Source organism: Streptomyces sp. Ag109_G2-15, from assembly GCF_900215565.1.
GTDB lineage: Bacteria > Actinomycetota > Actinomycetes > Streptomycetales > Streptomycetaceae > Streptomyces > Streptomyces diastatochromogenes.
This window is the reverse complement of sequence record NZ_OCNI01000001.1, coordinates 2,056,729-2,082,855: the sequence shown is the minus strand read 5'-3', so window position 1 is coordinate 2,082,855 and position 26,127 is coordinate 2,056,729. Positions and strand designations below refer to the sequence as shown.

The window sequence follows — 26,127 nt, the reverse complement described above, 5'->3', positions numbered from 1 at the left end:
TTTATCCCAGCCCAGGGCGTATAACGACACAAGACGCTCAAAGGCTGGTGTGATCGGATGTTCAGCCGCCTGCCATCATTCCCGGCAGCAATGACGCTTCCTCTGGAGGACAAGTGGGACGACTCTTCGGCACGGACGGCGTGCGCGGTGTCGCCAACGCGGACCTGACGGCCGAGATGGCGCTCGGCCTGTCCGTGGCGGCGGCGCATGTGCTGGCCGAGGCGGGCACCTTCGAGGGCCACAGGCCGACGGCGGTGGTCGGACGGGACCCGCGTGCGTCCGGGGAGTTCCTGCAGGCGGCCGTGGTCGCGGGCCTGGCCAGCGCGGGCGTGGACGTGCTGACCGTGGGCGTCCTGCCGACGCCGGCGGTGGCGTACCTGACCGGCGCGCTCGGCGCCGACCTGGGCGTGATGCTCTCCGCCAGCCACAACGCCATGCCGGACAACGGCATCAAGTTCTTCGCCCGCGGCGGCCACAAACTCGCCGACGAGCTCGAGGACAAGATCGAGGCCGTGTACGAGTCCCACCGGCACGGCGAGCCCTGGGAGCGGCCCACCGGTGCCGGGGTCGGGCGCGTGCGGTCGTACGACGAGGGCTTCGAGCGGTACATCGCCCATCTGCTGGCGGCGCTGCCGAACCGTCTCGACGGGCTGAAGATCGTCCTGGACGAGGCGCACGGCGCGGCCGCGGGGGTCTCGCCGGAGGTGTTCGCGCGGGCCGGCGCCCAGGTCGTCACGATCGGTGCCGAGCCGGACGGGCTCAACATCAACGACGGCTGCGGCTCCACCCACCTGGACAAGCTGAAGGCCGCCGTGATCGAGCACGGTGCGGCCTTCGGCATCGCGCACGACGGCGACGCCGACCGCTGCCTGGCCGTGGACCACACCGGCGAGGAGGTGGACGGCGACCAGATCCTGTCCGTGCTCGCGCTGGCACTGCGGGAGCGCTCCGAGCTGCGCTCCGACACCGTGGTCGCGACCGTGATGTCCAACCTGGGCTTCAAGCTGGCGATGGAGCGGGCGGGGATCCGGCTGGTGCAGACCGCCGTGGGCGACCGGTACGTGCTGGAGGAGATGAAGCAGCACGGGTACGCCCTGGGCGGTGAGCAGTCCGGGCACGTGATCATCCTCGACCACGCGACCACCGGTGACGGCACGCTGACCGGGCTGCTGCTGGCGGCGCGGGTGGCGGAGACGGGTCGTTCGCTGCGGGAGCTGGCCGCGGTCATGGAGCGGCTGCCGCAGGTCCTCGTCAACGTGCCGGACGTGGACAAGTCCCGGGTGAAGACGTCCGCCGACCTGGCCGCCGCCGTCACCGAGGCGGAGCGGGAGCTGGGGTCGACCGGGCGGGTGCTGTTGCGTCCCTCGGGGACGGAGCCGCTGGTCCGCGTGATGGTTGAGGCGGCGGACATCGACCAGGCCCGGTCGGTGGCCGGGAGGCTGGCCGACGCTGTGAAGTCCGCCCTCGGTTAGAGCACCGCCTTCTGTTCCCTGTGTCTGGCCCAGAACCACTTCTGGGCCAGCAGGGTGAGGGTGCCCGCGAGGACGATGCCCAGCAGGTTCAGCAGGAGCTGGACCGTCGAGCCGGCCGTCTGTTCCGTGTCGCCGTAGGCGAGGGCGACGGCCGCGTTGGCGGCGGCCGGGACCGTCGTCACCGAGATGGCCACGCCCACCAGCGCGCCCGACTTGGCGGAGGTCAGGGACAGGGTGCCGGCGATGCCGGCCAGGACCGCGACGATGAACGAGAAGGCGTCGGGGGCGTACACGAACGCCGTGTTGGGGCGCTTGCCCTCCAGGTCGGACCGGTGGAACAGCCCGAGGGCGTCCATGAACAGGCTGAAGCCGACCGTCACCGCCATCGCCACCGCGAAGCCCACGAGCAGCGCGGTCAGGGAGCGCAGCGCGAGGCGTGGGTGGCGCTGCACCAGGGCCGTGGAGACGCCGGCCAGCGGACCGAACTCCGGCCCCACCGCCATCGCGCCCACGATCAGGATCGCGTTGTCCAGCACCACACCGCAGGCGGCGATCATCGTGGCCAGCGTGATGAAGGCGACGTAGGTGTACGACAGGGTCGACTCCTCGTGGGTCGCGTCGGCCAGCCCCTCCCACAGGACCGCGTCCGCGCCCTCGCCCGGCGCCTCGTCCTCCGCCTTGTCGGCCCGCCGGGACAGCGAGAGGTCGATGTTCTCCACGGCGATCGAACCCGTCTCGTCCAGGCCCAGCCGCCGCAGCCCGGCGATGAGTTCGTCCCCCGCCTCGCGTGCGACGTCGCACATCACGACGTCCCCGGCGGGGTTGCGGGCAGCGCCCGGGACCACGACGAGGTGTGCGGTGCCGACCGTCTTCTCGATCAGCCGCACCACCTCGTCGGTCGTCCCGGCCGGGGTGATCAGGCGCAGATGCAGCATGGCGCCTTTTTAACAGGCCTCCCTACAGCTTGCGGAGGCGGAGGCGTTGCACCTTGTGGTCCGGGCCCTTGCGCACCACCAGGGTGGCGCGGCCGCGGGTGGGGGCGATGTTCTCCACCAGGTTGGGCTTGTTGATCGTCCGCCACTGGGTGCGCGCGTAGTCGAGGGCCTCCTCCTCGGAGACCTGGGTGTACTTGCGGAAGTACGAGGACGGGTCCTGGAAGGCCGTCTGGCGCAGCTTCTTGAAGCGGTTGAGGTACCAGCTCTCGACGTCGTCGGCGTTCGCGTCGACGTACACGCTGAAGTCGAAGTAGTCGGCGAGGCCGACGCGGGTGCGGCCGTCCTTGCCGGGGAGGGCGGGCTGCAGGACGTTCAGGCCCTCGACGATCAGGATGTCGGGCCGGCGTACGACGAGCTTCTCGCCCGGGACGATGTCGTAGATGAGGTGGGAGTAGACGGGGGCGGTGACCTCGTCCTTGCCCGCCTTGATGTCGGCGACGAACCGGGTCAGCGCCCGGCGGTCGTACGACTCGGGGAATCCCTTCCGCGACATCAGACCGCGGGCCCGGAGCTCCTCGGTCGGCAGCAGGAAGCCGTCGGTCGTGACCCGCTCCACGCGCGGGTGCTCGGGCCAGCGGGACAGGAGGGCCTGGAGCAGACGGGCCACGGTCGACTTGCCGCACGCCACGGATCCGGCGATCCCTATCACGAAGGGCGTGCCGGACTGGGAGCCCCCCTCGCCCAGGAACGTGTTCAGGGCGCTTCTGAGCCCGTCCGTGGCGCCGACGTAGAGGTTGAGGAGGCGGGAGAGCGGGAGGTAGATGTCCCGCACCTCGTCGAGGTCGATGACATCGCCGAGGCCGCGCAGTCTCTCGACCTCTTCAGCGGTGAGCGGCAGCGGAGTCTTGTCGCGCAGCGCGCTCCACTCGGAACGGGTGAGGTCGACGTAGGGAGTCGCCTCCGGCTTGGGCCGGTGGGCGCTCCGGGGCATCGAGGAGACCGGTGAGATCACAGTCCATTGTTAACGGAGTTTGAACGGGGGTGCGGGGTGGGGTGCGTCACGTGTGGGCGCGGCCCGGGACATGCCGCAGGGGCGGGCGGCTTCCCCGCCCGCCCCTGCGGCACGACGTCAGTCGGTCCGGTCGATGCGTCCTTCGGGTCCCGAGGGCTCCTCACGCATGGTTGAGCCATGGTGAGAGGAGGCTCGTGAACTCCTCGTCGGAAATGTGGACGCTCCCGAAGCCGAACCTCTCCCATGCCTGCGCCCGCTGCAGAACGGGAAGCGGTATGTCAAAAGCGAGACGGAAGGAGGCGATGAAAGGGACGGCGCGGAACCCTGCACCCAGCTTGTCCCTGGCGAGCAATGCGAGTTCTATCGCGTCCTTTCCATCGGCGTGTGCCGCCTTCAGCTCGCCGACAAGAATCTCCATCTCATTCATCTCGTGCCCGACTTTCCGATCTTTCGCGCGACGGCGTTGGGGCGGGGATGCGGCTCGCGATACCCGCCCCAACACGTGTCCTTCAGCTGTGGATGCCGTGGACAGGTGACCTAACGGAAGATCGCGCCCACGTTTGTATAGTGCCCCGGCATGCCTCTGAGTTCAGTTATCTCCACCTTCGAGAAACCTGCTCGCGCGGCCATTTTTCCCGTGAACGTTTTTGTCAGTGCAGCTTCCTCGAGCGATGCACCGGCCCGTACGGCCTCGTTGAAGGAGTTCAGATTATCGCTGAGCGAACCTCCGTCCTGCCAGTACCCCTTGATACCCTTCACTGCGTCGCCGAAATGCGCGAGTGCGGCGTTGAACATCTCGCAGCCTCTGGGCTCTTCGTTCTTGACCGCCTCGATGGCGAGCCCGAAGAGACCGTCCTTGTCGACGTCTGCGACGATCGAGGCCCCACTGGGGTATGCCGCAAAGTAGACGGGGCAGTCGACGTTGTGGACCAGTACGGGAGTCCGGCCCGCGAGCACGTAGAAGGTGTGGAGGTCGGCGATGCTCAGGTCCCACACCTGCTGTGGTGCGGCCACGGGGCGGATACCGGCCACCGTGTGCAGGGCACCGGTCGGAGTCCGGAGCGAGTCTGCCCTGTGCAGGCTGGAGGCGTGCACCCAGCCACGGCCCGGAACATACATCCGGTGCCCCGGCGTGGTCAGTATCCGTCCGCCGTCGGCGAAGGAGATCTGCAGGAGCCGGTCTGCTGAGTGAGAGAACGTCGACGTGACCGGTTCGGGGCCGGTCGTACCGGCGTCCGGGTCAGTGGCGAGCAGTCGATCGCCGACCTTGACCGCGTCGATGCGCTTGACCGAGCCATCGGCGAGCAGTACGGGTGTCGCAGCGGGGAAGCTGTCCTTCAGGCAGAGTCCACGCAATCTCTGGCCGAGTTTCCTGAAGATGCCGACGATGGCATCTTCCGGCAGTTTGAGGGCGCGCAGTGCCTTCCACGCGTCCGTGAAACCGACCCCGGTCCGGGCGGCCGCGTCTGCTGCTTTGACCGCGTTGCTGATCTCGCTGAGTGCGCCTTCCACCGGGACGTAGGTCGCGTAGGCCCAGGCGCAGCCGCTGGCGCTGCCGTGGAGGCAGTCCATCATGTCTTCGGCGAAGAAGGAGAACAGGATCGATCCGGCCACGTCGCCGAAGAGGCTCTGCCATCCGGCGCGGACGATGTCCTTGCCGGAGAAGTGGTGCTGCCAGTTCTCGATCTTGACGTTCTTCAGCGTCGTCCGCTGAAGGAACTGCCACGCCGACTTCGGGCAGCCGTCCGCGGTGGCCTGCGCATTCTGATCCGTGCACAGGTAGAAGTCGGCCTCGTAGGTGACGACCAGGTCGTATGCAGCGTCGCAGCCCTTGATGGCTGCTTCCGGCATTCCAGGGCATGTGCCGATCTGCTTGGAGCTGACGATCTGGACGGTGGACTCGTCCGGGACGGCGAACACACCGGGAATGCCCGTACCGGACCCCTTGGAGGCCTCCTTGTTGGCCTCCGCCCTTTCGGCCCTGTCGGCGGCGTCCTGGGCTTCCTTGGCGTACTTGGCGGCGTCCTTGGCGGCCTGTTCGGCCTGGTCGGCGGCGGAGCGGGCGGTGGAGGCATTGAGTTCGGCGGCGTCGGCGCTGTCGCGGGCGTCCTTGGCGTAGCCCTCGGCGTTGCCGGCGGCCTTGTCGGCGGCTGCGGCGTCGTCGGCGGCCTGGTTGTCGTAGTCGATGGTGCGGGCCAGTGATGCCTGGGCCGCTGCCGCTCGTCCTCGCCGCCGGCTCCCTGGATGCCGTGGTACGGGCGGTCCTCGTACGCCATGCCGTGTCCCCTCCCGTTGATCGTCTTGGTAGACGTTCCCACCCTGCCGGAGTCGGGCGCTGGCCGACAGGGCGTGGCCGGTCAGCCCTTGGGCGTGAACCGTTCGAGAAGGCGTTCGCGCTGCTGGATACCCAGGCCACGCACCCGGCGGCTGTCGGAGATCTCCTTCTCGGCGAGGAGCTTCTGTGCCTTCGGGCCGTTGAACAGCAGGTTTACGGGGCTTACACGGTCTCCTCCGTGGTGAGGACGCGGGCCGGGCGGGGGCCGGGGATGTCGTCGGCCTGGAGGGCCGCGAAGTCGGCGTGCGCGGCCTCGACGGCGTCGGGGTACGCCTGCCGTTTGGCGTGCTCGGCGAGCGCCCGGTACGTGCCGACGTACCTCGCCGAGCAGCACCCCGACATCACGGACTGGCAGAACCTGAACAAGTACGCCTCGCTCTTCCGCACCGCGGAGAGCGGCGGCAAGGGCCAGCTGATGGACGGCTCCCCGTCCTACGTCACCAACGACAAGGCGCTGGTGACCAACCTCAAGCTGGACTACCAGGTGGTGTTCGCCAGCTCCGAGGGGGCCCAGATCACCCAGATCCGCCAGTTCGCCAAGGAGAAGAAGCCCTTCTTCACCTACTGGTACGCCCCCCAGTGGCTGTTCAAGAAGGTCCCGATGACCGAGGTGAAGCTGCCCCCGTACAAGGACGGATGATCGCCGACCAGAAGATGAGTCCGCAGGAGGCGGCGAAGAAGTGGGTGGACAGCCACCCGTCGGAAGGAAAAAGGCCCTCGCCCGCCGGACCCCTGTGGGGCCGGCGGGCGAGGGCCTTTTCGCATTCGGTGGAGCCTCGCTGTTACGTCAGGCGACTTCCTCCAGCCATCCCCAGTCGCCGGGGCGGCTTCGCAGACGACTGACCGCCTGCTCAAGGCAATCGTCAAGGCTGGAGGACTCGGCCCGGATGAAGCCCTGGTCTCCGAGGACCTTTCCGGACATGACTACCGTCCACGGCTCCCCGCCATCCGCCATCCTCTCGTCGTCCACTTTGAGGATCACGGTGACACCCGAGCGGCCGAGGCTCTCCATGAGTTGACTGATGTTCATTTCCCGAGCTCCTGTCAGAAGCCCCTCAGGGCTGCCGCGATGTCGTCAACGTCGTGCAGCTCGCCCTTTCCGACCCTGTCGATGACGCTGCGTAGGTCCTGGGACGTGGGCCCGCTGATCACCCCGTTGCGCTCCATCAGCTGTTCCACGACCGCTTGCGCGGTCCGCTTGTTCCCGTTATTGAACATGTGGCTTCCCGCGATGTCGCGGATCACGACCGCGGACTTCTCCCAGAAGCTGTTGTAGCGACTCGCGTTGACCAGCATGTTCTCGGGGGACCCGCTCAAAAGCGTTTCGCCGCCGAACCAACGGTTGATCTCGGCGATCTCATCGGCGGTAACGCCGACCTTGAAGCCGCCCAGACCACAGGCAGGGCCGGTGTTGTGCACAAGCACCGGCGTGGAACCAGCGAGTACATAGTACGTGTGGAGCTGGTCGACGGTGAGGTTGTAAGCCGAGTGAAGCCGGTGGTAGCGGTGGACGCCGACCACGGTGACGGCCTTGCCGCTGCTGGTGCGCAGGGTCTGGCCGGGCTTGAGGTCGCCTGCGTCGATCCAGCGGTGGGCGCTGGGCGACCAGAAGGGGTGGTGCTGGGTGGCGGTGATCAGTGCGTCGCCGGCGTCGATCGTGATGTCGGCGAACTCGGTGTCGTCCGGTGTGTAGATGGTGCGGGCGACGGTGTGGCCTTCGGTGCGGCCGCTTTCGGGATCGGTGGCGAGAACGGCGTCGTAGACCCGGACGTCCTCGATCTGCTTGGTCGTTCCGTCGGCCATCAGCACGCGTGTGGTGCCGGGGAAGCTGTTGCGCTCGCACGCCTTGGTAAGCGCCTTGCTGACTTTTGCCGTGATCCCGGCCATGGCCTCCTCGGACAGGGGGAGGGCGTGCAGCGCCTTCCAGGCGTCCAGGTAACCGATTCCGGTCCTGGCGGAGGCGTCGAGTGCCTTGACGGCACGCGCGATCGGGCCGAGCACGCCTTCGACCGGGACGTACGTGGCGATGCTCCAGGCGCAGGCCTTCTTGTCGCCGTGCCAGCAGTCCATCAGGTCTGCGGCGAAGACGTGGAACAGGATCGCTCCGGCTGTATCACCGAAGAGGCTCTGCCATCCGGCTTGGACGATGTCCTTGCCGGAGAACTTGTGGGTCCAGCCGTCGATCTTGACGTTCTTCAGCGTCGACCGCTGAAGGAACTGCCACGCCGACTTCGGGCAGCCGTCCGCGGTGGCCTGGGCCTGGTCGTCGGTGCAGAGGTAGAAGTCGGCCTCGTAGGTGACGACCAGGTCGTACTCCGCGTCGCAGCCGCTGAAGGCCGCTTGCGGCATCGGCGGGCAGGTGCCGATCTGCTTGGAGCTGACGATCTCGACGGTGGACTCGTCCGGGACGGCGAACACACCGGGAATGCCCGTACCGGATCCCTTGGATGCCTCCTTGTTGGCCTCCGCCCTTTCCGCCCTGTCGGCGGCGTCCTGGGCTTCCTTGGCGTACTTGGCGGCGTCCTTGGCCGCCTGTTCGGCTTCGGTGGCGGCTGCGTCGGCGCGGTCGGCTGCCGCTCGGGCGTCCTTGGCGTCCTGTTCGGCCTGGGAGGCTGCCGAGCGGGCCGCGGCCGCGTCGAGTTCCGCCGCGTCCGCCGAGTCGCGGGCGTCCTTGGCGTAGCCCTCGGCGTTCCCGGCCGCCTTGTCGGCGGCTGCCGCGTCCTCGGTGGCCTGCTGGTCGTAGTCGATGGTGCGGGCCAGGGACGCTGAGGCTGCCGCTGCGGCCTTGGCGGCGTCGGCGGCGTAGCCGAGGGCGTCCTTGGAGTAGGCGCGGGCGTCGGCGGCGTACTGGGCGGCGTTGGCCGCGTGCTGGTAGGCCTCCTTGGCGTCGCCCTTGGCCTGGTCGGCGAGGTTCTTCGCCGCGTCGGCCTCGGCGGCGGCGTTCTTGGCGTGCGCGTCGGCGACGGCCTGCTGCTGTTCGGCGATCGTCTTGGAGTTCTGCCCGGTCAGGACGACGAGGCCGGCGGCCGAGTCGGTGTCGACATACGGGGAGCCGAGCTGGATCGCGTCGTTGGCAGGGTTGGCGACCTGCTTGGCCGCTTCACCGGCGTCCACGGCCGCCTGGGCGGTGACGTGGGCGTAGCCGGCGGCCTTCGCGGCGGCCGTGAGGGCGTTGCCGGCTTCCTTGTTCGCGGCGTCGGCCTGGGTCTTGGCGTCCTTGGCGTGCGCTTCGGCCTCGTCGGCGAGCTTGACCGCCGTCTTGGCCTCGGCGGAGGCGTCCTGGGAGGCCTTGATGGCGTCGGCGACGGCGCTGGTCGCGGTCTTCACCGCGGCGTCGGCCTTGAGCTTGTCGGCCTGGGCTGCGTCGGCGTCGGAGCGGGCACGTTTGGCGGCGGCCTCGGCGCGGGTGGCGGCGGCGTCCGCGTCGGCGGCCGCCTGGGTGGCGGCGTCGGCCTCGGAGCGGGCCCGGCCGGCCGCGGCCTCGGCGTCGTCGGCGTGCTTGTCGGCGTCGTTGGCGGCGGCGCGAGCGGCGTCGGCGGCGTCCCCGGAGTCCAGGGAGTCGGCGTAGGCGTCCTTGGCGTCGGCCTTGGCGCGTGCGGCGTCGGCCTTCTGCTCGGCGTCCCACGCGTCGTCACGCATGTCCTTGGCGTGGTCCTTGGCCGCGACGGCGTCGTCGCGCCGGTCCTCGGCGGTCTTCTCGGCCGCCTCGGCCTTGTCCTTGGCGTCCTTCGCCTTCGTCGCCTCGGACTCGGCGTTCCTGCGGTGCTCGGCGGCCTCGGCCCGGCTGGCGGCGGCGTTCTCCTTCTCCGCCTTGGCCGTCTTCTCCTCGGCCTCCGCCGCGAGCCGCTTGGCGTGCGCGTCGGCGGCGGCCGCCTTCGCGTCGCCCTCGGCCTTCAGCGCGTCGGCGAGCTTCGCCTCCGCGGTCTCCTTGTCCTTCTTGGCGTTGTCCCGGTGCACCTTGGCCGCGTCCGCCGCGGCCTTGGCCTGCAACTCCGCTGCCTCGGCAGCCTTCTTGCGGAACTCCGCCTTCGACTGGGCGGCCTGGGCGAGGGCGCGCTGCGCGATCGTCGCGCTGTCCCCGGCCGCGGCACGGGTCGCGGCCTCGGCGGTCTCACCGGCCTTCTCCAGGGCCTGAAGTGCGGCAGCCGCACCCTTGGTGACCTGGTCCTTCTGCAGACCGACCAGCAGACCACGACCCCGCGGCGCACCGGCCGCGTCGGCGATGCCATAGGCGGCCTGGAGCGCGGTGTCCGACGTGGTCGCGGCCTTCTGCCCGGCCGCCAGCTGCGCCTTGAGTACGGTCAGCTGGCTCTTCGCGGCGCTCTGGGCGGCCGTGAGACCGGACTTGGCCTTGGTGAACTGGGCCTTGTCCGGGTAGTTCGTGCTGTCGTCGCCGGTGTGCCCCTCGGGGACGAGGCGGAACTTCTGCGCGGCGGAGCCGTTGCAGGTCGACAGCACGGCGTCTTTGCTGTTGTCGAACGTCGGCAGGTGCAGGCACTTGCCGGTGGCCGCATTGCGCAGCTCCCCCGCCGAGCGGACGTCGAACTTCCACTGCTGGGCCTTGGCGTTGCCACAGTCCCGGATCTGGATCTTCGTGCCGTCGGCGCTGTTGCCGTTCAGCACCTCCAGACACTTGCCCGAGTTGATGTTGCGCAGGGTGTAGCCGCCGTCGTAGAAGCCCCACAGCTGCCACTTCTGGGCATTGCCGCCGTTGCAGGTGTAGACCTGGACCGGGGTGCCGTTGGTCTTGCCGGCGCCCTGGACGTCGAGGCACTTGCCGGCAGCGCCCGGCACCTGGATGACCAGCGGAGCGTCACCGATGTAACCGATGCCGCCGGCGGACCAGTAGTCCTGCCAGCGGGTGATGTGGTCGGCGACCCAGGACTGCCCCAGCATGTCGGAGAGGGCCTTCGCACCCTTGGCCAGGGCGTCGGTTGCGTCCTTGTTCGCGTTGACGATTTGGTTGCGCTGCGTGGCCTGCGAGGAGATCTCCTGCTGCCACTCGCCGGCCGCGGTCGCCGTGACGTCGTCGAGAACCCGGTCCGGGTCGAGCGGGTCACGCCACGCACACGAGGCGAAGCGGGTCTTCAGGTCCTCGACCGCGATGCGGTACTCCGGCGTGCCCGGCTGCGGGGCGGTGCGCGGGAAGCCACCCGAGGACAGGAAGATACGGGCGTCGTCGGCGCCCATGTTGGCGTTGCTGAAGCCGTGCATCCACTCGAAGGCGTCGTGCTCGTCGAGCGCCCGGTTCCAGTCGGGCTGTTGCGGGTCCGGGTGCTGTGCGTACAGCGGGTTGCCGAGATCGTCGACGGCCTTGACGGTCTTGGCGTCGGCCTTGGGGGTGGAGTCCTTGTAGAAGTCGTCGTCGTTCTTCCAGAACCGGTCCGCGACCCAGGTGGACAGACCCGTCTGCTCGTAGAAGGTCTGTTTGCCGTCGCCCGGCGACCCGGGCGGCCAGTGGAAGTCCGCGTCCGTGAAGCCGACCGGGGTGTTCAGGCCCGACAGGGGCTTCTGCCATCCGTCCCGGGCGGCGGCGAGGTCGTCCAACTGCTTGCCTGCGGCGTCGCGGTCGCTCTTGTAGGCGTTGGCCAGCGGCGTCTGCTCCCAGTGGTTGCGGTTGGCGAGGACGTGGAGTTTGTCCGCCGGCTGGTTCAGTCCGTCCTGCGCGGTTGCGGCCATCGACGGGCCGCCCAGTCGCAGGACGTCGCTCATCAGGCACTGGTCCTGCCGCAGTTGCTCGGCGGCCGTGTCCTCGTACCACGGGTCCGAGTCGCTCACGGGCTCGGCGTTCAGCCGGATCGAGCCGGGCTGGACGGCCAGACCGGCCAGCACGGAGAGCACGGCCACCGAGGTGACGGCGGATGCCAGTTTTCGTGGCTTTCGGGTTCCGCGCAGGCGGAACCAGGGTCTGGGGTGCAAGGAGGCATCCCTTTCTGCGTTCAGTCGGGGGTGCGGGCCGGAAGGCAGGCCGAGGAGCAGGCAGCAGGGATGTGGTCCTGAGGTGCGCTCAGGAATTCACGGTCCCAAGAGACTTGCGGGTGCGTACGGCCGGTATGGCGGCATGGCGATGCGACCCCTCCCCGTGAGCGACGGCGTTCCCCCGGTCGCTGGTTGGTGTGCGTGAAGGCGGAATGGTCAGGTTCCGTCTCTGCGCGGCGACAGCATAGGCATGTACACGCCGAATCGCACAAGATTTCGCTCCGGTCGTACCGAACCGGGTCAGAAGGAATGGGGGCCGAAGCGGCCCCACGCCACGAAGGCGGCCAGGGCGAGCAGGACCAGGTTCACCGCGATGGCCTGGGCCTCCTGGCGGCGGAGGTGCGTGATCATCGCGCCGATCATCAGCAGCCCCCAGCCGACGGCGGCCAGCGGCACCAGAACCGGCGCGACGTGGAGCAATGCGGGCAGGATCAGGCCCACCGCGGCCATGACCTTGAGGCCGCCGATGGCCTTGACGGTGCCGGCGCCGAAGTCCTCGACCCACGCCCAGCCGGAGCTGGCCAGCCTTTCCTTGGGCTGGATCAGCAGCATGGCGCCGCCGGCCAGGGAGCCCACGGCCAGCAGCCCCGCAGTGATCCACAGGGCGATGTTCATGAGGGTTCTCCTTTTGGAGTGGATGTGATCGTCTCAGCGGTACGACGACACGGCCCCTCGGGATGTGAGGTGCCGCGCCGACATCACAGTCCGGTGCGCTGTCCCGTCGTACTGATGAGTGCGGATACGACCAAGGGAGTCGGCGACACATGACCACGCAGTCCGGGCCTGCAGACGGCCCGCTCGATCCGGGCCTGAGCGCGATCACCAGCGAGCGGCGGCAGCTGATCAATCTCGGGTACCGACTCCTCGGCTCCCTGGCCGACGCCGAGGATGTCGTGCAGGAGACGTACGCCCGCTGGTACGCCATGTCCCCGGCGCAGCGGGACGCCATCGACTCCCCGGGCGCCTGGCTGACGAAGGTCGCCGGTCGCATCTGCCTGGACCTGCTGCGCTCGGCACGGGTCCGGCGGGAGCGCTATGTGGGCGCGTGGATCCCGGAGCCGCTGCCCGACCGGACGGAGTGGATCAGCGGGCGGTCGGGTGGCACCGCCGTCGACCCGGCCGACCGCGTCACCCTCGACGAGTCGGTCAACATGGCCTTCCTCGTCGTGCTCGAAGCGATGACCCCGGCCGAGCGCGTCGCGTTCATCCTGCACGACGTCTTCCGCTATCCCTTCGCCGAAGTGGCTGAGATCGTCGGCCGTACCCCGGCGGCATGTCGCCAGCTGGCCACGTCGGCCCGCCGTCGCATGCGTGCCTCGCACGCTCCCGCGACTCCCGCGGCCCGGCGCGCCGACGTCGTCAGGGACTTCAAGCGGGCCTGGGAAGCCCAGGACATCGACACGCTCATCGGCCTCCTCGACCCCGACGCCACGGCGATCGCCGACGGCGGCGGCCTCGCCCAGGCTGCGCTGCGCCCCGTCGACGGCGGCGAGCAGGTCGCGCGCTACCTCGTCGATCTCTCCGCCCGGGCAGTCGGCATGACGCTCCTGGAGCGCATGGTCAACGGCCAGCCCGGAGTGGTCGTCCAGCAGGACGGTGTCACCGCGGCGGTGCTGGCCCTCGACGTCGTGGGCGACCGGATCCACCGCATCTGGGCCGTACGGAACCCTGAGAAGCTCCGGCCCTGGACGGCGCGCGGCAGCGGGCCTACCTGGTGAGCTGGGACGGTTCGTCCAGCCGGGTCAGCTTCCGCGGGTTGCGCACCACGTAGATCCGGGTGATCCGCCCGTTCTCCACCGTGAGGCTCACCGTGGACGGCTCGCCGTCGAACTCGAGCCGGCCCGCGGGAGCGCCGTTGAGCCACACGGCCGTCGTCTCGAACGCGGCCACCTTCCGGTGCGCGCCCGCGAGCACCTGCGCCACGAGTTCGACCCCGTGGAGCGGGGTCAGCGCGGCGGCCACCAGCCCGCCCCCATCGGCGATCATGACCACGTCCGGCGCCATGACCTCCATCAGCTCCTGGAGCTGTCCGGTGCGCAGCGCGGCCAGGAACCGCTCCACCACCGCCTGCTGTTCCGACCGGCTCACCTCCACCCGCGGCCGCCGGGCCGCCACGTGCTCGCGGGCCCGGCGCGCGATCTGCCGCACCGCGGCCGCGGACTTCCCGACGGCCGCGGCGATCTCGCCGTACGACAGCTCGAAGACCTCGCGGAGCACGAAGACCGCCCGCTCGGTCGGCGCGAGCGTCTCCAGCACGGTGAGCATCGCGATCGAGACGCTCTCCGCGAGTTCGACGTCCTCGGCGACATCGGGGCTGGTCAGCAGCGGTTCCGGCAGCCACTCGCCGACGTAGTCCTCGCGGCTGCGCGACAACGTGCGCAGCCGGTTGAGCGCCTGCCGGGTGACGGTCCGGACGAGGTACGACCGCGGGTCACGCACCTGCGTGTGGTCGATGTCGGCCCACCGTAGCCAGGACTCCTGCAGCACGTCCTCCGCGTCGGCGGCCGACCCGAGCATCTCGTAGGCGACGGTGAACAGCAGGCCGCGATGGGCGACGAACGGGTCCTCGGTCATGCGCCGGACGCCGCGCCGGAGTTCGCGGAGCGCGCGGCCAGGGGAATCTCGCACGCGTCGGAGTAGCCCTGCGAGGTGATCCCGTGCGCCGTGTTGGTCCTGGTCGCCAGGTTGGCGAAGGCGATGAACACGGTCAGCTCGACCAGCGCCGCCGGGCCCAGCCGGTCGAGCAGGCTCGCCGCCAGCTCGTCGGTGACGGTCGTCGGCGTGTTCGTCATGGCCTCGGCGTACTCCATCACGTCCCGCTCCAGCGGCGTGAACACCTCCGACTCCCGCCAGCGCGGCACCTGGCTCGCCTTGGCCAGGTCCAGGTGCTGGTTCTGCGCCTGGAAGTAGCCGATGTCGAGGCACCAGCTGCAGCCGACCTGCGCCGCGACCGCCATGTGCGCGAACGACTTGAGGCTCGCGTCGGCCGCGTCCCACTCGGCCACCCTGGCCCCGAACTCCAGGTTGGCCAGGGCGACGGCGGGGTTGTTGAACCCGACCTCGACGGGCTCGGGGACGGTACCGAGCTGCTTGATCATGTTCTCCTTCAGCTCGGCGGGAAGCTCGGCCTTCGGAATACGCGGTGTCATGGGGTTCTCCTTGTCCGGTGGCCTGTCGGCCTGTCTGGCATGAAGACACCGCCGGGCCCGCGTGTGTGACACCCGCCGAGTTGATGATCCGGATCGCCGTAGAGCTTCGTACCCCGGTGGGAAATTCCGAATTCGGGCAAGCTGAGGGCGGTTTCGGAGGGCGTTGGATCGTAGGCTGCCGCTCATGTGCGGAATCGTGGGATACGTGGGGTCGCAGTCGGCGCTCGAGGTCGTGATGGCCGGGCTGAAGCGGCTGGAGTACCGGGGTTACGACTCGGCGGGCGTCGCCGTGCTGGCGGACGGCGGGCTGGCCGCGGCGAAGAAGGCCGGGAAACTGGTCAACCTGGAGAAGGAACTGGTCGAACGGCCGCTGCCGGCGGGCTCGACCGGTATCGGCCACACGCGCTGGGCCACCCACGGCGGCCCGACGGACGCGAACGCGCATCCGCACCTCGACAACGCCGGCCGGGTGGCGGTCGTCCACAACGGCATCATCGAGAACTTCGCGGTGCTGCGGGCGGAACTGGCCGAGCGCGGTCACGAGTTGTCGTCCGAGACGGACACCGAGGTGGTCGCGCACCTGCTGGCGGAGGAGTTCTCGTCCTGCGCCGATCTCGCCGAGTCCATGCGGCTGGTCTGCCGCCGCCTGGAGGGCGCGTTCACCCTGGTCGCGGTGCACGCGGACGAGCCCGACGTGGTCGTGGGCGCGCGCCGGAACTCCCCGCTCGTGGTGGGCGTCGGCGAGGGCGAGGCGTTCCTCGCCTCCGACGTCGCCGCGTTCATCGCCCACACCCGCTCGGCGATCGAGCTGGGCCAGGACCAGGTGGTCGAGCTGCGCCGGGACGGCGTGACGGTGACCGGCTTCGACGGCCGCGAGGCGGACGTGCGCTCCTACCACGTCGACTGGGACGCCTCGGCCGCCGAGAAGGGCGGCTACGACTACTTCATGCTCAAGGAGATCGCCGAGCAGCCCAAGGCTGTCGCCGACACGCTTCTCGGCCGCATCGACGCAGCCGGCTCCCTGACCCTGGACGAGGTCCGGATCTCGCCGTCCGAGCTGCGCGAGGTGGACAAGGTCGTCATCGTCGCCTGCGGTACGGCCTTCCACGCCGGCCTGATCGCCAAGTACGCCATCGAGCACTGGACGCGGATCCCGTGCGAGGTGGAGTTGGCGAGCGAGTTCCGCTACCGCGACCCGATCCTCGACGGCCGCTCCCTGGTGATCGCCATCTCCCAGTCCGGCGAGACCATGGACACCCTCATGGCGCTACGGCACGCGCGCGAACAGGGCTCGAAGGTCCTGGCCATCTGCAACACCAACGGCTCGACGATTCCGCGCGAGTCGGATGCGGTGCTGTACACGCATGCGGGGCCTGAGGTGGCGGTTGCCTCCACGAAGGCCTTCCTGACGCAGCTGGTGGCGTGTTACCTGGTGGCTCTGTACCTGGGTCAGGTGCGGGGCACCAAGTGGGGTGACGAGATCCGTGCGGTGATCCGGGACCTGTCGCAGATCTCGGGTGAGGTCGAGCGGGTCCTGGACACGATGGAGCCGGTACGGGCGCTCGCCCGGTCCCTGGCCGACAAGAACACGGTGCTGTTCCTGGGGCGGCACGTGGGGTATCCGGTCGCGCTGGAAGGAGCCCTCAAGCTCAAGGAACTCGCCTACATGCACGCCGAGGGCTTCGCGGCCGGCGAGCTGAAGCACGGTCCCATCGCGCTGATCGAGGAGGACGTGCCGGTGGTCGTGGTCGTGCCGTCGCCCCGCGGCCGGTCCGTCCTCCACGACAAGATCGTCTCCAACATCCAGGAGATCCGGGCACGGGGGGCGCGGACGATCGTGATCGCGGAGGAGGGGGATGAGGCGGTGGTTCCTTACGCGGATCACCTGATCTGGATCCCGGCCACTCCGACGTTGCTGCAGCCGATGGTGGCGACGGTGCCGTTGCAGGTCTTTGCGTGTGAGTTGGCTACCGCCCGGGGCAACGAGGTGGATCAGCCGCGGAATCTGGCGAAGTCGGTGACGGTGGAGTAGTTCTTCAGGCCGTCGAGGAAGGTGGAGAAGGCCCCGGTGGGGAAGGTGAGGGTTGCCCTGGCCGGGGCCTTTGTGTCGCGGACGGCTGTGTGGGTGGGGGAGTTGGCTATCTCGACGCAGGCGTTGCCGTCGTCGGGGCCTGAGTAGGACGACTTCCGCCAGTTGTCCATGGGGTGCCTCACAGCTCTTTCGCCAGCCGGTTGATGAAGTCACGCGACCGTTCGGGGGCGAGCGATACGGCTTCCACTTTACGGAAGCGCGTTCGAAAGACGCTGAGCTGCGCTTGGTGTTGGCCGCTCTGCCGAAGTCATCCAGGTCGAACGGGATGACGCGCACGGTGATGTTGTCGGATTCGGAGAGTTCCACGAGTTTGGTGAGTTGAGCCCGGGAGGCGGTGCGGTCTGATCTGCTGGCGTCTCATTCTGTGACGCAAGCGCAACTCGAGTTCCTCTTTGGTGAGTTCGGGCACTCTGGCGGAGAAGACGCCGCGGGCGTAGTCCTCCGTCTGCAGCAGGCCCGGTACGTAGAGGATCGCTACCTCGCGCTGGAACGTGGCGTGGTGCTCCAGCTCGGCCAGGTCCAGGAATGACGTGGGCAGTTGGCCCCGGTACTCCTCCCACCAGCCGCGCGTCCGATCCGTGGCCATCGCGACCAGGGCGTCGATGAACTCCTCGTCCGTGCAGGCATAGTGCGATGCGAGGCGGCGGAGTCGCTTCTCGCTTACGCCCGCGAGAGCGGACTCGATGTGAGTGATCTGGGCGGGGCTCACTCCGAGCAGTGCTGCCGCCTGGCGGGCGTTGAGGCCTGCCGCTACATCCCCAACGACCTCAGAGCCGTCACCGTCAGCCGCACCCTGCGCCTGATCCTCACCCTCCACGGCCTGATCGGACTCGTGGACACAGCGGAGCTGCTCGCCACCGAGCTGGTCTCCAACGCCGTACGCCACACCAAGGGGCCCGCTGCCCTCAGGGTCCGCCGCTCCCCGGAGGGGGTGGTCTGGATCGGGGCCTGGGACACGGATCCCGCGCCGCCGGAACCGCCACGGCCGTTGACGCAGGTGGGTGAGGTGGAGGAGGGGCGAGGGTTGGGCCTGGTCAGGGCCTGTGCGGACTACCGGGGCTGGCAGCCGTCGGCGCGCTTCGGGAACCGGGGCAAGTACGTGTGGTGTGAGCTGGGAGCGTGAGCCGTTCTACGCCGGACACGGTGACCCTCGTAGGGTGCTCACCATGAGCATCATCGGGGTCGGTATCGACGTCGCCGAGATCGATCGGTTCCGGGCGTCGCTGGATCGCACGCCTGGGCTGGCCGATCGGCTGTTCGTCGAGCGTGAGTTGTTGCTGCCCAGCGGGGAACGCAGGGGAATCGCGTCGCTCGCGGCGCGGTTCGCGGCCAAGGAGGCGCTGGCCAAGGCGCTGGGTGCGCCGCCCGGGCTGCACTGGACCGATGCCGAGGTGTTCGTCGAGGACAGCGGGCAGCCTCGGCTGCGGGTGAAGGGGACCGTGGCCGCGCGGGCGGCGGAACTCGGGGTGCGGTCCTGGCATGTGTCGCTCAGCCATGACGCGGGGATCGCGTCGGCGGTGGTGGTCGCCGAGGGGTGACGCCCCGGGTGTGGCAGCCGGGGTTTCCGGGGGAGACTCGATGCCATGCGTACTGCGTACAGCGTGGAGACGGTGAGGGCGGCCGAGCGGGAGTTGATGGCGCGGCTTCCGGAGGGTGCGCTGATGCAGCGGGCCGCCGCGGGGCTGGCCGCTGCCTGCGCGGACCTGCTCGGGCGGGTGTACGGCAGCCGGGTGGTGCTGCTCGTCGGGAGCGGGGACAACGGCGGCGACGCCCTGTACGCGGGGGCGCGGCTGGCGCGACGCGGGGCCGGGGTCACGGCCGTACTGCTGGCGAAGCCCGAGCGGACCCATTCCGAGGGGCTCGCGGCGCTGCTCCGGGCGGGTGGGCGCGTCGCGGCCGACGGTGCGGCTGAAGAGGCCGTCGAGCGGGCCGACCTCGTCGTGGACGGCATCGTCGGGATCGGGGGCACGGGCGGGCTGCGGCCGGACGCGGAGGCGCTGGCCGGTGTCGTCGAGCGGTCGCGGGCGGCCGTGGTCGCTGTGGATCTGCCGAGTGGGGTCGAGGCGGACACGGGGGAAGTGCGGGGTGCGGCGCTGCGGGCCGACCTCACCGTCACCTTCGGGACGCACAAGCCGGGGTTGTTGATCGACCCCGCGCGCGAGTACGCCGGGTCGGTGCGGCTGGTCGACATCGGGCTCGACCTGCCGCCGGACGCCGAGCTGGAGGCGTTGCAGCACGCGGATGTGGCGCGGCTGTTGCCGGTGCCCGCGGCGGAGAGCGACAAGTACCGGCGGGGGGTGGTCGGGATCGCCGCGGGGTCCGCGCGGTATCCGGGGGCCGCGGTGCTCGCCGTTTCCGGGGCGCTGCGGGGTGGGGCGGGGGCCGTACGGTACGTCGGTCCTGCGGCGGAGGCGGTCATCGCTCGCTTCCCGGAGACGCTCGTGTCCGACCAGGGGCCTGCCAAGGCCGGGCGGGTGCAGGCCTGGGTGGCCGGGCCGGGGGCCGGGGACGATGCGGCGACCGTGGGGGAGGTGCTGACCGCCGATGTGCCGGTGCTGCTCGACGCGGACGGGCTGCGGCTGGCCGAGCGGCACACCGTGGCTGGGCGTACGGCGCCGACGCTGATGACTCCGCATGCCGGGGAGGCGGCGGCGTTGCTCGGGGTGCCGCGGGAGGAGGTCGAGGGGGCTCGGCTGGCTGCGGTGCGGGAGTTGGCGGCGGTGTATCGGGCGACCGTGCTTTTGAAGGGGTCGACGACGTTGGTGGCGGACTCCGGGGGTGGGGCTGTGCGGGTGAATGCCACGGGGACGGGGTGGCTGGCTACGGCCGGGAGCGGGGACGTGTTGTCGGGGCTGGCCGGGTCGTTGCTGGCGGCGGGGTTGTCCGCGTTGGACGCGGGGAGTGTGGCGGCGTATCTGCATGGGCTGGCGGGGCGGTTTGCGGCTGACGGGGCGCCGGTCGGGGCGCATGATGTCGCGGCGCGCATCCCGGAGGCATGGCGGGACGTACGGGGTTGACCCGTTGCCCGGAGCGCGGGCTGAGCGGGGGTGGGTCGCGCAGCCCGGCGCTTGCGGGGTGCCGCTGCGCCCACCCGTGCCGCCCCAAGCGGCACGACTGCCCGCAGTTACGAGCGCTCCAAAGAGGCGCGGGGAACTGCGCGACCAGCCCCCACTCACCCGCAGCTATCCACGGCAGCCTCAGCCCTTCAGGTAGGCCAACACCGCCAACACCCGCCGATTGGCCTCAGGCGACTGCTCTATCCCCAGCTTGGTGAAGATCGACGCGATGTGTTTCGCCACCGCGCTCTCGCTGATGTGGAGGGCGTCGGCGATGGCCGTGTTGGAGCGGCCCTCGGCCATGCGGGTGAGGACCTCGTGCTCGCGGGGGGTCAGCGAGTCCGTGCGGCCCCGCTTCTCGCTGCGGGTCAGGAGCTTGGCGATGACCTGGGGGTCCATCACCGTGCCGCCGGCGGCGACCGTGTGCAGGGCGTCGATGAACTGGGCGGTGTGGGTGACGCGGTCCTTGAGGAGGTAGCCGACCGCGCCCTCTCCGGAGGCGAGGAGTTCATGGGCGTAGAGCTGGTCGACGTACTGGGAGAGGATCAGGACCGGCAGCCGGGGGCGGGTGCGGCGGGCCTCCAGGGCCGCCTGCAGGCCCTCGTCCGTGTGCGTCGGCGGCAGGCGGATGTCGATCACCGCGACGTCGAGGTCCGTCTCGCGCAGGGCCCGTACCAGCGCGGGGCCGTTGTCCACCGAGGCCACGACCTCGCAGCCGTGCTCGCGCAGGGTGCGGGTCAGGCCGTCGCGGAGGAGGAAGAGGTCTTCGGCGAGGACGACGCGCACGGGATCTCCAGGGTCGCGGTGGTCGGTCCGCCCGGCGGGCTGTGCAGGGCGAGGCTGCCGTCGAAGGTATCCAACCGGCGTCGTATGCCCGGCAGTCCGGTCCCGGAGGACGGGTCTGCTCCGCCGTGGCCGTCGTCTGTCACGCTCACCCGTAGGTGCGTGGCGTTGTGGGTGAGGGTGATGTCGACCCGGGTCGCCCGCGCGTGCTTCGTCGCGTTCGTGAGGAGTTCGGACACCGCGAAGTAGGCCGCCGATTCGACGGGTGCGGGGAGGCGGGCCGGGGGAAGGTCCACGGTCACCTCGACGTCCAGGTGGCTGTCCAGGGCCAGGGAGCGGACCGCGTCGGCGAGGCCCCGGTCCGTCAGGATCGGCGGGTGGATGCCGTGGACCAGGTCGCGCAGGTCCTGCAACGCCCGTGCGGAGGTGGCGCGGACGTCCAGGAGGAGGGTGCGGGCGGCCTCGGGGTCGGTGTCCAGCAGGCGGGTCGCCTCGTCCAGGGTGAGGCCCAGGGCCACCAGCCGTGCCTGGGCGCCGTCGTGCAGGTCCCGTTCGATACGGGTCAGTTCGGCCGCGTGCACGTCCAGCGCGGTGGCCCGAGTGTCCGCCAGCCGGGCCACGCGGCGGGCCAGTTCGGTGGTGCGCGGGGCGGAGAGCAGGCGGTGGGTGAGGCGGGCGTGCAGGGTCGCCATGACCGGCGCCAGGCGCAGGCCCGCGGCGATGAGGACCAGGCCGAGGAGCAGGGCCGTGACCATGCCGGCCGTGGAGGTGACCGGTACGAACGCGTACCAGTTGCCGTCGCCCAGCCGGCGCCAGACGAAGGGCTGGACCAGCGCGCCGAACGTCCCGTACTCGACCAGCGCGAGCGGAACCGCCGCCAGCACCCCGCCCGTCCACGGCTCCAGCCAGGCCCAGCGCAGGTCGTGCCAGAAGCCGTCGTCCCCGAGGATCGCGGCACTGCTGCGGCGGGCCGACGTACCGCGGGGGAGCGGGTCGGGCGGGCTGAGGGGGCGGCCGGTCCAGCGGGCCGCGCGGGCCCGGTACCGGTCGGACACCCGGCGCAGCAGCCCGGCGGCCGCGGGCAGCACTCTGAAGCCGATCCCGAGCGGCAGCAGCGTCAACGCCCCGCCGGCCAACAGCCCGGCCCCGACCACCAGAAACCCGGCCAGCCCGACCAGCTGACACCGCCCGAGCGCGACCCAGTCCGCGCGCCGGAAACCCCCACTCCATGCCCCCTCACCCCACGGCCGCCGGGATCGTAACCCCGCGCCTGAGCCCCACCCACGCCACCGCCGTCACCGCGCAGGCCAGCCCGAACAGGACCATCGGCACCGCCCTGCCCGTCTCCTCGTCCATGAACAGCAGCATTCCGAGGTTGACCAGGGCGTGGAAGCCGCCCGCGAGCAGCAGGCGCAGGCGTCCCCCGACCTCCTCCAGGGCCAGGCCCAGGACGACGGACATCGCGATCGTGGCGAGCAGGAAGCCCGCCGCGTAGGCCGGGCTCTGGGCCAGCACCTGGACGTGCCACAGGCCCCACACCGCCCCGACCGCCGCCGACGCGGTGAGCGGTCCGAACCGGGTGCGCAGCAGGGGCTGCAGGAAGCAGCGCCAGCCGATCTCCTCGCCGCAGGCGCCGACCAGTTGGGCGAGGGCGATGAGGAGGAAGGGGTGGTGCAGGCCGCGGGGGTCGGTGGCGTGGGCGGTGTGGGTGAGGAGGGCGTACGGGCCTGCGGAGAGGAGGATGATCAACGGGGGTGTGGCGAGCAGTCGCCGCCAGGGGGCGGGCCGGTGCCCCGGGGAACCGGCGAGCAGCCCGCGCGTCCGGGACGGCCACAGCAGCGCCGCCACGGCCACGCCCAACGCCGGTCCGAACTGGGTCAGTTGGACGACCTCCGTGGGTATCCCGGTGGCCGGCTGCACGGCTCCCAGCGCTCCGGCGGCCAGGAAGGCGACCACCAGATAGACCCCTGCCTGTGCTTTCCACCACTGTCTCGTCCGCATGGCCTCGACGATGCCGGGGCGGCGGCGCGCGCGGACTGCACCTGCCTGCCGAATCGGGCTGTACCCAGGTCCACCCCCCGGGTGACCCGTCCGCGCGGCATCCGGGTGGCCTTCCGTCGTGGCGGCCCGGGACCTGGCACTGCACCTGGGGCCCGCGCGGTCCTCTGAGACACTGGGGGCGCCATGAGTGAGACTGCAGCTGTGCCGACCGCGCCCCTGCGCGCCCGGGCCGAGATCGATCTGGCCGCCCTGCGCGCCAATGTGCGGGCCCTGCGTGCCCGGGCGAAGGGCGCCGCCCTGATGGCCGTCGTCAAGTCCGACGCCTACGGCCACGGAGCCGTGCCGTGCGCCCGCGCGGCCGTCGAGGCGGGGGCCACCTGGCTCGGCACGGCCACGCCCGAGGAGGCCCTCGCGCTGCGCGCCGCCGGTCTGGACACCCGCGTCCTGTGCTGGCTGTGGGTGCCGGGCGGGCCCTGGCGCGAGGCCATCGAGGCGGACATCGACGTGGCGCTCAGCGGGATGTGGGCGCTGCGCGAGGTGACGGAGGCCGCCCGGCAGGCGGGGCGGCCCGCACGGGTGCAGCTGAAGGCCGACACCGGGCTCGGCCGCAACGGCTGCCAGCCCGCCGACTGGCCCGAGCTGGTCGCCGAGTCCCTGCGCGCCGAGCGCGAGGGGCTGGTCCGGGTCACCGGTCTGTGGTCCCACTTCGCGTGCGCCGACGAACCCGGGCACCCGTCCATCGCCGCCCAGCTCACCCGGTTCCGGGAGATGGTGGCGTACGCCGAGGAACAGGGCGTACGCCCCGAGGTGCGGCACCTCGCCAACTCCCCGGCCACGCTGACCCTCCCCGAGACCCACTTCGACCTGGTCCGTCCGGGTATCGCCATGTACGGCGTCTCGCCCAGCCCGGAGATCGGCACCCCGGCCGACTTCGGCCTGCGGCCGGTGATGACGCTGAGCGCGTCGCTGGCGCTGGTCAAGCACGTGCCCGGCGGACACGGCGTCAGTTACGGCCACCACTACGTCACTCCCGGCGAGACCACCCTCGGCCTCGTCCCCGTCGGCTACGCGGACGGCATCCCCCGGCACGCCTCCGGCACCGGCCCGGTGCTGGTCGACGGCAAGTGGCGGACCGTCGCCGGACGGGTCGCGATGGACCAGTTCGTGGTCGACCTCGGCGGGGACGAGCCCCCGGTGGGCGCGGAGGCCGTGCTGTTCGGGCCCGGCGACCGGGGCGAGCCGACCGCCGAGGACTGGGCGCAGGCCTGCGGCACGATCGCGTACGAAATCGTCACCCGGATCGGAACGCGCGTTCCACGCGTCTATGTGAACGGGGAAGAAGAGGGGTAACCCCTTCGGAGACGGGCGCACACGCCCGGTTACCCCCGTCTTGCCCCGCACCACGCACCACCCGTGCACCACTCCAGCCCCACCGGCACCACCTGTTTCATCCACCCAGCGAACTGCAGTACGGCGAAGAGGAGCGGTACGTGAGCGAGAGCAGTGCGGAGGCCGTGGCGGACGTCGTCGCCGCGGCGGCCGCCGCCTCCGCCGCGGAGGCGGCCGGCAGCTGGCGCAGGGCGACCGGCATCGCCGGTGCCGCGATAGGCGTGCTCGCCGCGGGCGCGGCCGCCGGTGTGGCCATCGAGCGGATGACCGTCGGCCGCGGGATGCGCCGCAAGGCCCGGCTCGCGCTGGACTCGGCGGGCCCCTACGGCACCCTGCGCGGCACCCCCGGCAAGGCGCACGCCGACGACGGCACCGAGCTGTACTACGAGGTCGACGACGTCGAACCCGACCCCGGCCCGAACGTCTCCCCGCGCCGCCGCCGGCTCTTCGGCCGCAAGGCACCCGCCCCGGTCACCGTCGTCTTCAGCCACGGCTACTGCCTCAACCAGGACTCCTGGCACTTCCAGCGCGCCGCCCTGCGCGGGGTCGTCCGGACCGTCCACTGGGACCAGCGCAGCCACGGGCGGTCCGGGCGGGGCGTGGCCCAGACCCAGGACGGCGTGCCCGTCACCATCGACCAGCTCGGCCGTGATCTGAAGGCGGTCCTCGACGCGGCCGTACCGGACGGGCCGATCGTGCTGGTCGGCCACTCCATGGGCGGGATGACGATGATGGCGCTGGCCGCCCAGTACCCGGAGCTGATCCGGGACCGGGTGGTCGCCACCGCCTTCGTCGGCACGTCGTCCGGACGGCTCGGCGAGGTCAACTTCGGGCTGCCGCTCGCCGGCGTCAACGCGGTGCGCCGGATCCTCCCCGGAGTGCTGAAGGCGCTCGGGCAGCAGGCGGAACTGGTCGAGAAGGGCCGGCGGGCCACCGCCGATCTGTTCGCCGGGATCATCAAGCGGTACTCGTTCGCGACCCGGGACGTCGACCCGGCCGTCGAGCGGTTCGCCGAGCGGATGATCGAGTCCACGCCGATCGACGTGGTCGCCGAGTTCTACCCGGCCTTCACCGACCACGACAAGACCGAGGCACTCGCCTGCTTCCGGGACTTCCCGGTGCTCGTGCTGGCCGGGGTGCAGGACCTGGTCACGCCCAGCGAGCACAGCGAGGTCATCGCCGACCTGCTCCCGGACGCCGAGCTGGTGCTGGTGCCGGACGCGGGGCACCTGGTCATGCTGGAACACCCGGAAGTGGTCACCGACCGGCTCGCCGACCTGCTCACCCGCGCGGGTGCCGTGCCCGCAGGGGCTACCGTAAGTGGCTATGGAAGCACCAGCAGCACCGCACAACCCCGCTGAGACCCGGCTGACCGTCACCTCTCCCGAGCAGATGCGGGAGCTGGGCCGCCGACTGGCCAAGCTGCTGCGCGCGGGCGACCTGGTGATGCTCACCGGGGAGCTGGGCGCGGGCAAGACGACGCTGACCCGCGGGCTCGGCGAGGGCATGGGCGTCCGTGGCGCGGTCACTTCGCCGACCTTCGTGATCGCCCGGGTGCACCCCTCCCTCGGCGACGGCCCCCCGCTCGTCCATGTCGACGCCTACCGGCTCGGCGGCGGCCTCGACGAGATGGAGGACCTGGACCTCGACGTCTCCCTGACCGACTCGGTGATCGTCGTGGAGTGGGGCGAGGGCAAGGTCGAGGAGCTGACCGAGGACCGGTTGCAGGTCGTCATCCACCGCGCCGTCGGCGACACCACGGACGAGGTACGGCACGTCACGGTGACCGGGCTCGGAGAGCGGTGGGCCGAGGCCGGCCTGGACACGCTGGGCGCCTGATCCGCCGTACTTTCCGACAAGCCGTCGGCAACATGTTGCGCCGGGCGTCCCGGGCGTGGTCACATGGTATCCAGCCAGTGGTTAG

At 70.7% G+C, this 26,127-nt stretch carries 23 protein-coding genes and 2 pseudogenes; 10 read left to right on the top strand and 15 right to left on the bottom strand.

Annotated elements, in window-relative coordinates; genetic code table 11:
• Window positions 1-113: 113 nt before the first annotated feature.
• Window positions 114-1,472 (top strand): phosphoglucosamine mutase, encoded by a 1,359-nt coding sequence (gene glmM / locus CRP49_RS08925; protein WP_097252919.1) that lies wholly within the window; start codon window positions 114-116, stop codon window positions 1,470-1,472.
• Here glmM and CRP49_RS08920 read toward each other — a convergent pair.
• From CRP49_RS08920 to CRP49_RS49080, 5 genes are all read right to left on the bottom strand, one after another.
• Window positions 1,469-2,407 carry a DUF389 domain-containing protein gene (locus CRP49_RS08920; RefSeq protein ID WP_097252918.1) on the bottom strand — a complete coding sequence of 313 codons (939 nt, stop codon included), beginning with the start codon at window positions 2,405-2,407 and terminating at the stop codon, window positions 1,469-1,471. The two genes, glmM and CRP49_RS08920, sit on opposite strands and share 4 nt — an antisense overlap.
• A 22-nt stretch (window positions 2,408-2,429) precedes the next feature.
• The gene (coaA, locus tag CRP49_RS08915) at window positions 2,430-3,398 is read right to left on the bottom strand and encodes a type I pantothenate kinase (RefSeq protein ID WP_179851883.1); all 969 of its coding nucleotides are present in this window, start codon (window positions 3,396-3,398) and stop codon (window positions 2,430-2,432) included.
• A 181-nt stretch (window positions 3,399-3,579) separates the two neighbouring features.
• Window positions 3,580-3,846, bottom strand: a complete 267-nt coding sequence (locus CRP49_RS08910) for a hypothetical protein (protein ID WP_097252916.1) — start codon at window positions 3,844-3,846, stop codon at window positions 3,580-3,582.
• Window positions 3,847-3,956: 110 nt separating this feature from the next.
• Window positions 3,957-5,339 (bottom strand): polymorphic toxin-type HINT domain-containing protein, encoded by a 1,383-nt coding sequence (locus tag CRP49_RS08905; RefSeq protein WP_097252915.1) that lies wholly within the window; start codon window positions 5,337-5,339, stop codon window positions 3,957-3,959.
• Window positions 5,340-5,776: 437 nt separating this feature from the next.
• Window positions 5,777-6,088 (bottom strand): hypothetical protein, encoded by a 312-nt coding sequence (locus tag CRP49_RS49080; RefSeq protein WP_373560336.1) that lies wholly within the window; start codon window positions 6,086-6,088, stop codon window positions 5,777-5,779.
• On the opposite strand from CRP49_RS49080, the pseudogene CRP49_RS08890 reads away from it, so the two are divergent.
• Window positions 6,059-6,465, top strand: a pseudogene (locus CRP49_RS08890) (glycine betaine ABC transporter substrate-binding protein); the annotation flags it as partial. The gene CRP49_RS49080 and the pseudogene CRP49_RS08890 sit on opposite strands and share 30 nt — an antisense overlap.
• A gap of 76 nt (window positions 6,466-6,541) precedes the next feature.
• Here CRP49_RS08890 and CRP49_RS08885 read toward each other — a convergent pair.
• From CRP49_RS08885 to CRP49_RS08875, 3 genes are all read right to left on the bottom strand, one after another.
• Window positions 6,542-6,784, bottom strand: a complete 243-nt coding sequence (locus CRP49_RS08885; RefSeq protein WP_097252913.1) for a hypothetical protein — start codon at window positions 6,782-6,784, stop codon at window positions 6,542-6,544.
• Between the two features lie 14 nt (window positions 6,785-6,798).
• Window positions 6,799-11,601: an RICIN domain-containing protein gene (locus tag CRP49_RS08880; RefSeq protein ID WP_257033342.1), complete on the bottom strand. Its 4,803-nt coding sequence runs from the start codon at window positions 11,599-11,601 to the stop codon at window positions 6,799-6,801.
• A 372-nt stretch (window positions 11,602-11,973) separates the two neighbouring features.
• Entirely contained in the window at window positions 11,974-12,348 is a 375-nt protein-coding gene (locus tag CRP49_RS08875; RefSeq protein WP_097252911.1) for a DoxX family protein, read from the bottom strand.
• Between the two features lie 149 nt (window positions 12,349-12,497).
• Here CRP49_RS08875 and sigJ point away from each other — a divergent pair, with 149 nt between their 5' ends.
• Window positions 12,498-13,451 (top strand): RNA polymerase sigma factor SigJ, encoded by a 954-nt coding sequence (gene sigJ, locus CRP49_RS08870; RefSeq protein ID WP_097252910.1) that lies wholly within the window; start codon window positions 12,498-12,500, stop codon window positions 13,449-13,451.
• On the opposite strand, the gene CRP49_RS08865 is transcribed toward sigJ, so the two are convergent.
• Both CRP49_RS08865 and CRP49_RS08860 read right to left on the bottom strand, forming a co-directional pair.
• Entirely contained in the window at window positions 13,441-14,307 is an 867-nt protein-coding gene (locus tag CRP49_RS08865; RefSeq protein WP_097252909.1) for an RNA polymerase sigma-70 factor, read from the bottom strand. The two genes, sigJ and CRP49_RS08865, sit on opposite strands and share 11 nt — an antisense overlap.
• Window positions 14,304-14,882 carry a carboxymuconolactone decarboxylase family protein gene (locus CRP49_RS08860; protein WP_097252908.1) on the bottom strand — a complete coding sequence of 193 codons (579 nt, stop codon included), beginning with the start codon at window positions 14,880-14,882 and terminating at the stop codon, window positions 14,304-14,306. The genes CRP49_RS08865 and CRP49_RS08860 overlap by 4 nt, the downstream gene beginning before the upstream one ends.
• Window positions 14,883-15,066: 184 nt before the next feature.
• Here CRP49_RS08860 and glmS point away from each other — a divergent pair, with 184 nt between their 5' ends.
• Entirely contained in the window at window positions 15,067-16,914 is a 1,848-nt protein-coding gene (glmS, locus tag CRP49_RS08855) for a glutamine--fructose-6-phosphate transaminase (isomerizing) (protein ID WP_097252907.1), read from the top strand.
• On the opposite strand, the gene CRP49_RS08850 is transcribed toward glmS, so the two are convergent.
• Window positions 16,875-17,084 carry a DUF397 domain-containing protein gene (locus CRP49_RS08850; protein WP_097252906.1) on the bottom strand — a complete coding sequence of 70 codons (210 nt, stop codon included), beginning with the start codon at window positions 17,082-17,084 and terminating at the stop codon, window positions 16,875-16,877. The two genes, glmS and CRP49_RS08850, sit on opposite strands and share 40 nt — an antisense overlap.
• 8 nt (window positions 17,085-17,092) lie before the next feature.
• Window positions 17,093-17,725 (bottom strand): annotated as a pseudogene (locus tag CRP49_RS08845) (Scr1 family TA system antitoxin-like transcriptional regulator); the annotation flags it as partial.
• Between CRP49_RS08845 and CRP49_RS08840 the strand changes: the two are divergent.
• Genes CRP49_RS08840 through CRP49_RS08830 form a run of 3 tightly spaced genes read left to right on the top strand, consistent with a single transcriptional unit; the run spans window position 17,669 to window position 19,991 of the window.
• A complete protein-coding gene (locus tag CRP49_RS08840; RefSeq protein ID WP_373560388.1) occupies window positions 17,669-18,097 on the top strand; it encodes an ATP-binding protein in 429 nt (142 codons plus the stop codon). The pseudogene CRP49_RS08845 and the gene CRP49_RS08840 overlap by 57 nt on opposite strands.
• A gap of 43 nt (window positions 18,098-18,140) precedes the next feature.
• Complete coding sequence (locus CRP49_RS08835; RefSeq protein WP_094215750.1) at window positions 18,141-18,512, top strand: holo-ACP synthase; 372 nt, start codon at window positions 18,141-18,143, stop codon at window positions 18,510-18,512.
• Between the two features lie 45 nt (window positions 18,513-18,557).
• Complete coding sequence (locus CRP49_RS08830) at window positions 18,558-19,991, top strand: NAD(P)H-hydrate dehydratase (protein ID WP_179851554.1); 1,434 nt, start codon at window positions 18,558-18,560, stop codon at window positions 19,989-19,991.
• A 180-nt stretch (window positions 19,992-20,171) separates the two neighbouring features.
• Here the strand turns inward: CRP49_RS08830 and CRP49_RS08825 are convergent, their stop codons facing one another.
• From CRP49_RS08825 to CRP49_RS08815, 3 genes are read right to left on the bottom strand one after another with little or no spacing between them, the layout of a single operon-like run.
• Window positions 20,172-20,816: a response regulator transcription factor gene (locus CRP49_RS08825; protein WP_097252905.1), complete on the bottom strand. Its 645-nt coding sequence runs from the start codon at window positions 20,814-20,816 to the stop codon at window positions 20,172-20,174.
• Window positions 20,768-21,991 carry a sensor histidine kinase gene (locus tag CRP49_RS08820; protein ID WP_097252904.1) on the bottom strand — a complete coding sequence of 408 codons (1,224 nt, stop codon included), beginning with the start codon at window positions 21,989-21,991 and terminating at the stop codon, window positions 20,768-20,770. Before CRP49_RS08820 ends, CRP49_RS08825 begins: the two co-directional genes overlap by 49 nt.
• Window positions 21,992-22,049: 58 nt before the next feature.
• The gene (locus tag CRP49_RS08815; RefSeq protein ID WP_097252903.1) at window positions 22,050-22,814 is read right to left on the bottom strand and encodes a CPBP family intramembrane glutamic endopeptidase; all 765 of its coding nucleotides are present in this window, start codon (window positions 22,812-22,814) and stop codon (window positions 22,050-22,052) included.
• Window positions 22,815-22,997: 183 nt separating this feature from the next.
• On the opposite strand from CRP49_RS08815, the gene alr reads away from it, so the two are divergent.
• From alr to tsaE, 3 genes are all read left to right on the top strand, one after another.
• Complete coding sequence (gene alr / locus CRP49_RS08810; protein WP_097252902.1) at window positions 22,998-24,164, top strand: alanine racemase; 1,167 nt, start codon at window positions 22,998-23,000, stop codon at window positions 24,162-24,164.
• A gap of 140 nt (window positions 24,165-24,304) precedes the next feature.
• Window positions 24,305-25,564, top strand: a complete 1,260-nt coding sequence (locus CRP49_RS08805) for an alpha/beta fold hydrolase (protein WP_097252901.1) — start codon at window positions 24,305-24,307, stop codon at window positions 25,562-25,564.
• Entirely contained in the window at window positions 25,530-26,042 is a 513-nt protein-coding gene (tsaE, locus tag CRP49_RS08800; RefSeq protein WP_097252900.1) for a tRNA (adenosine(37)-N6)-threonylcarbamoyltransferase complex ATPase subunit type 1 TsaE, read from the top strand. The genes CRP49_RS08805 and tsaE overlap by 35 nt, the downstream gene beginning before the upstream one ends.
• Window positions 26,043-26,127 lie beyond the last annotated feature (85 nt).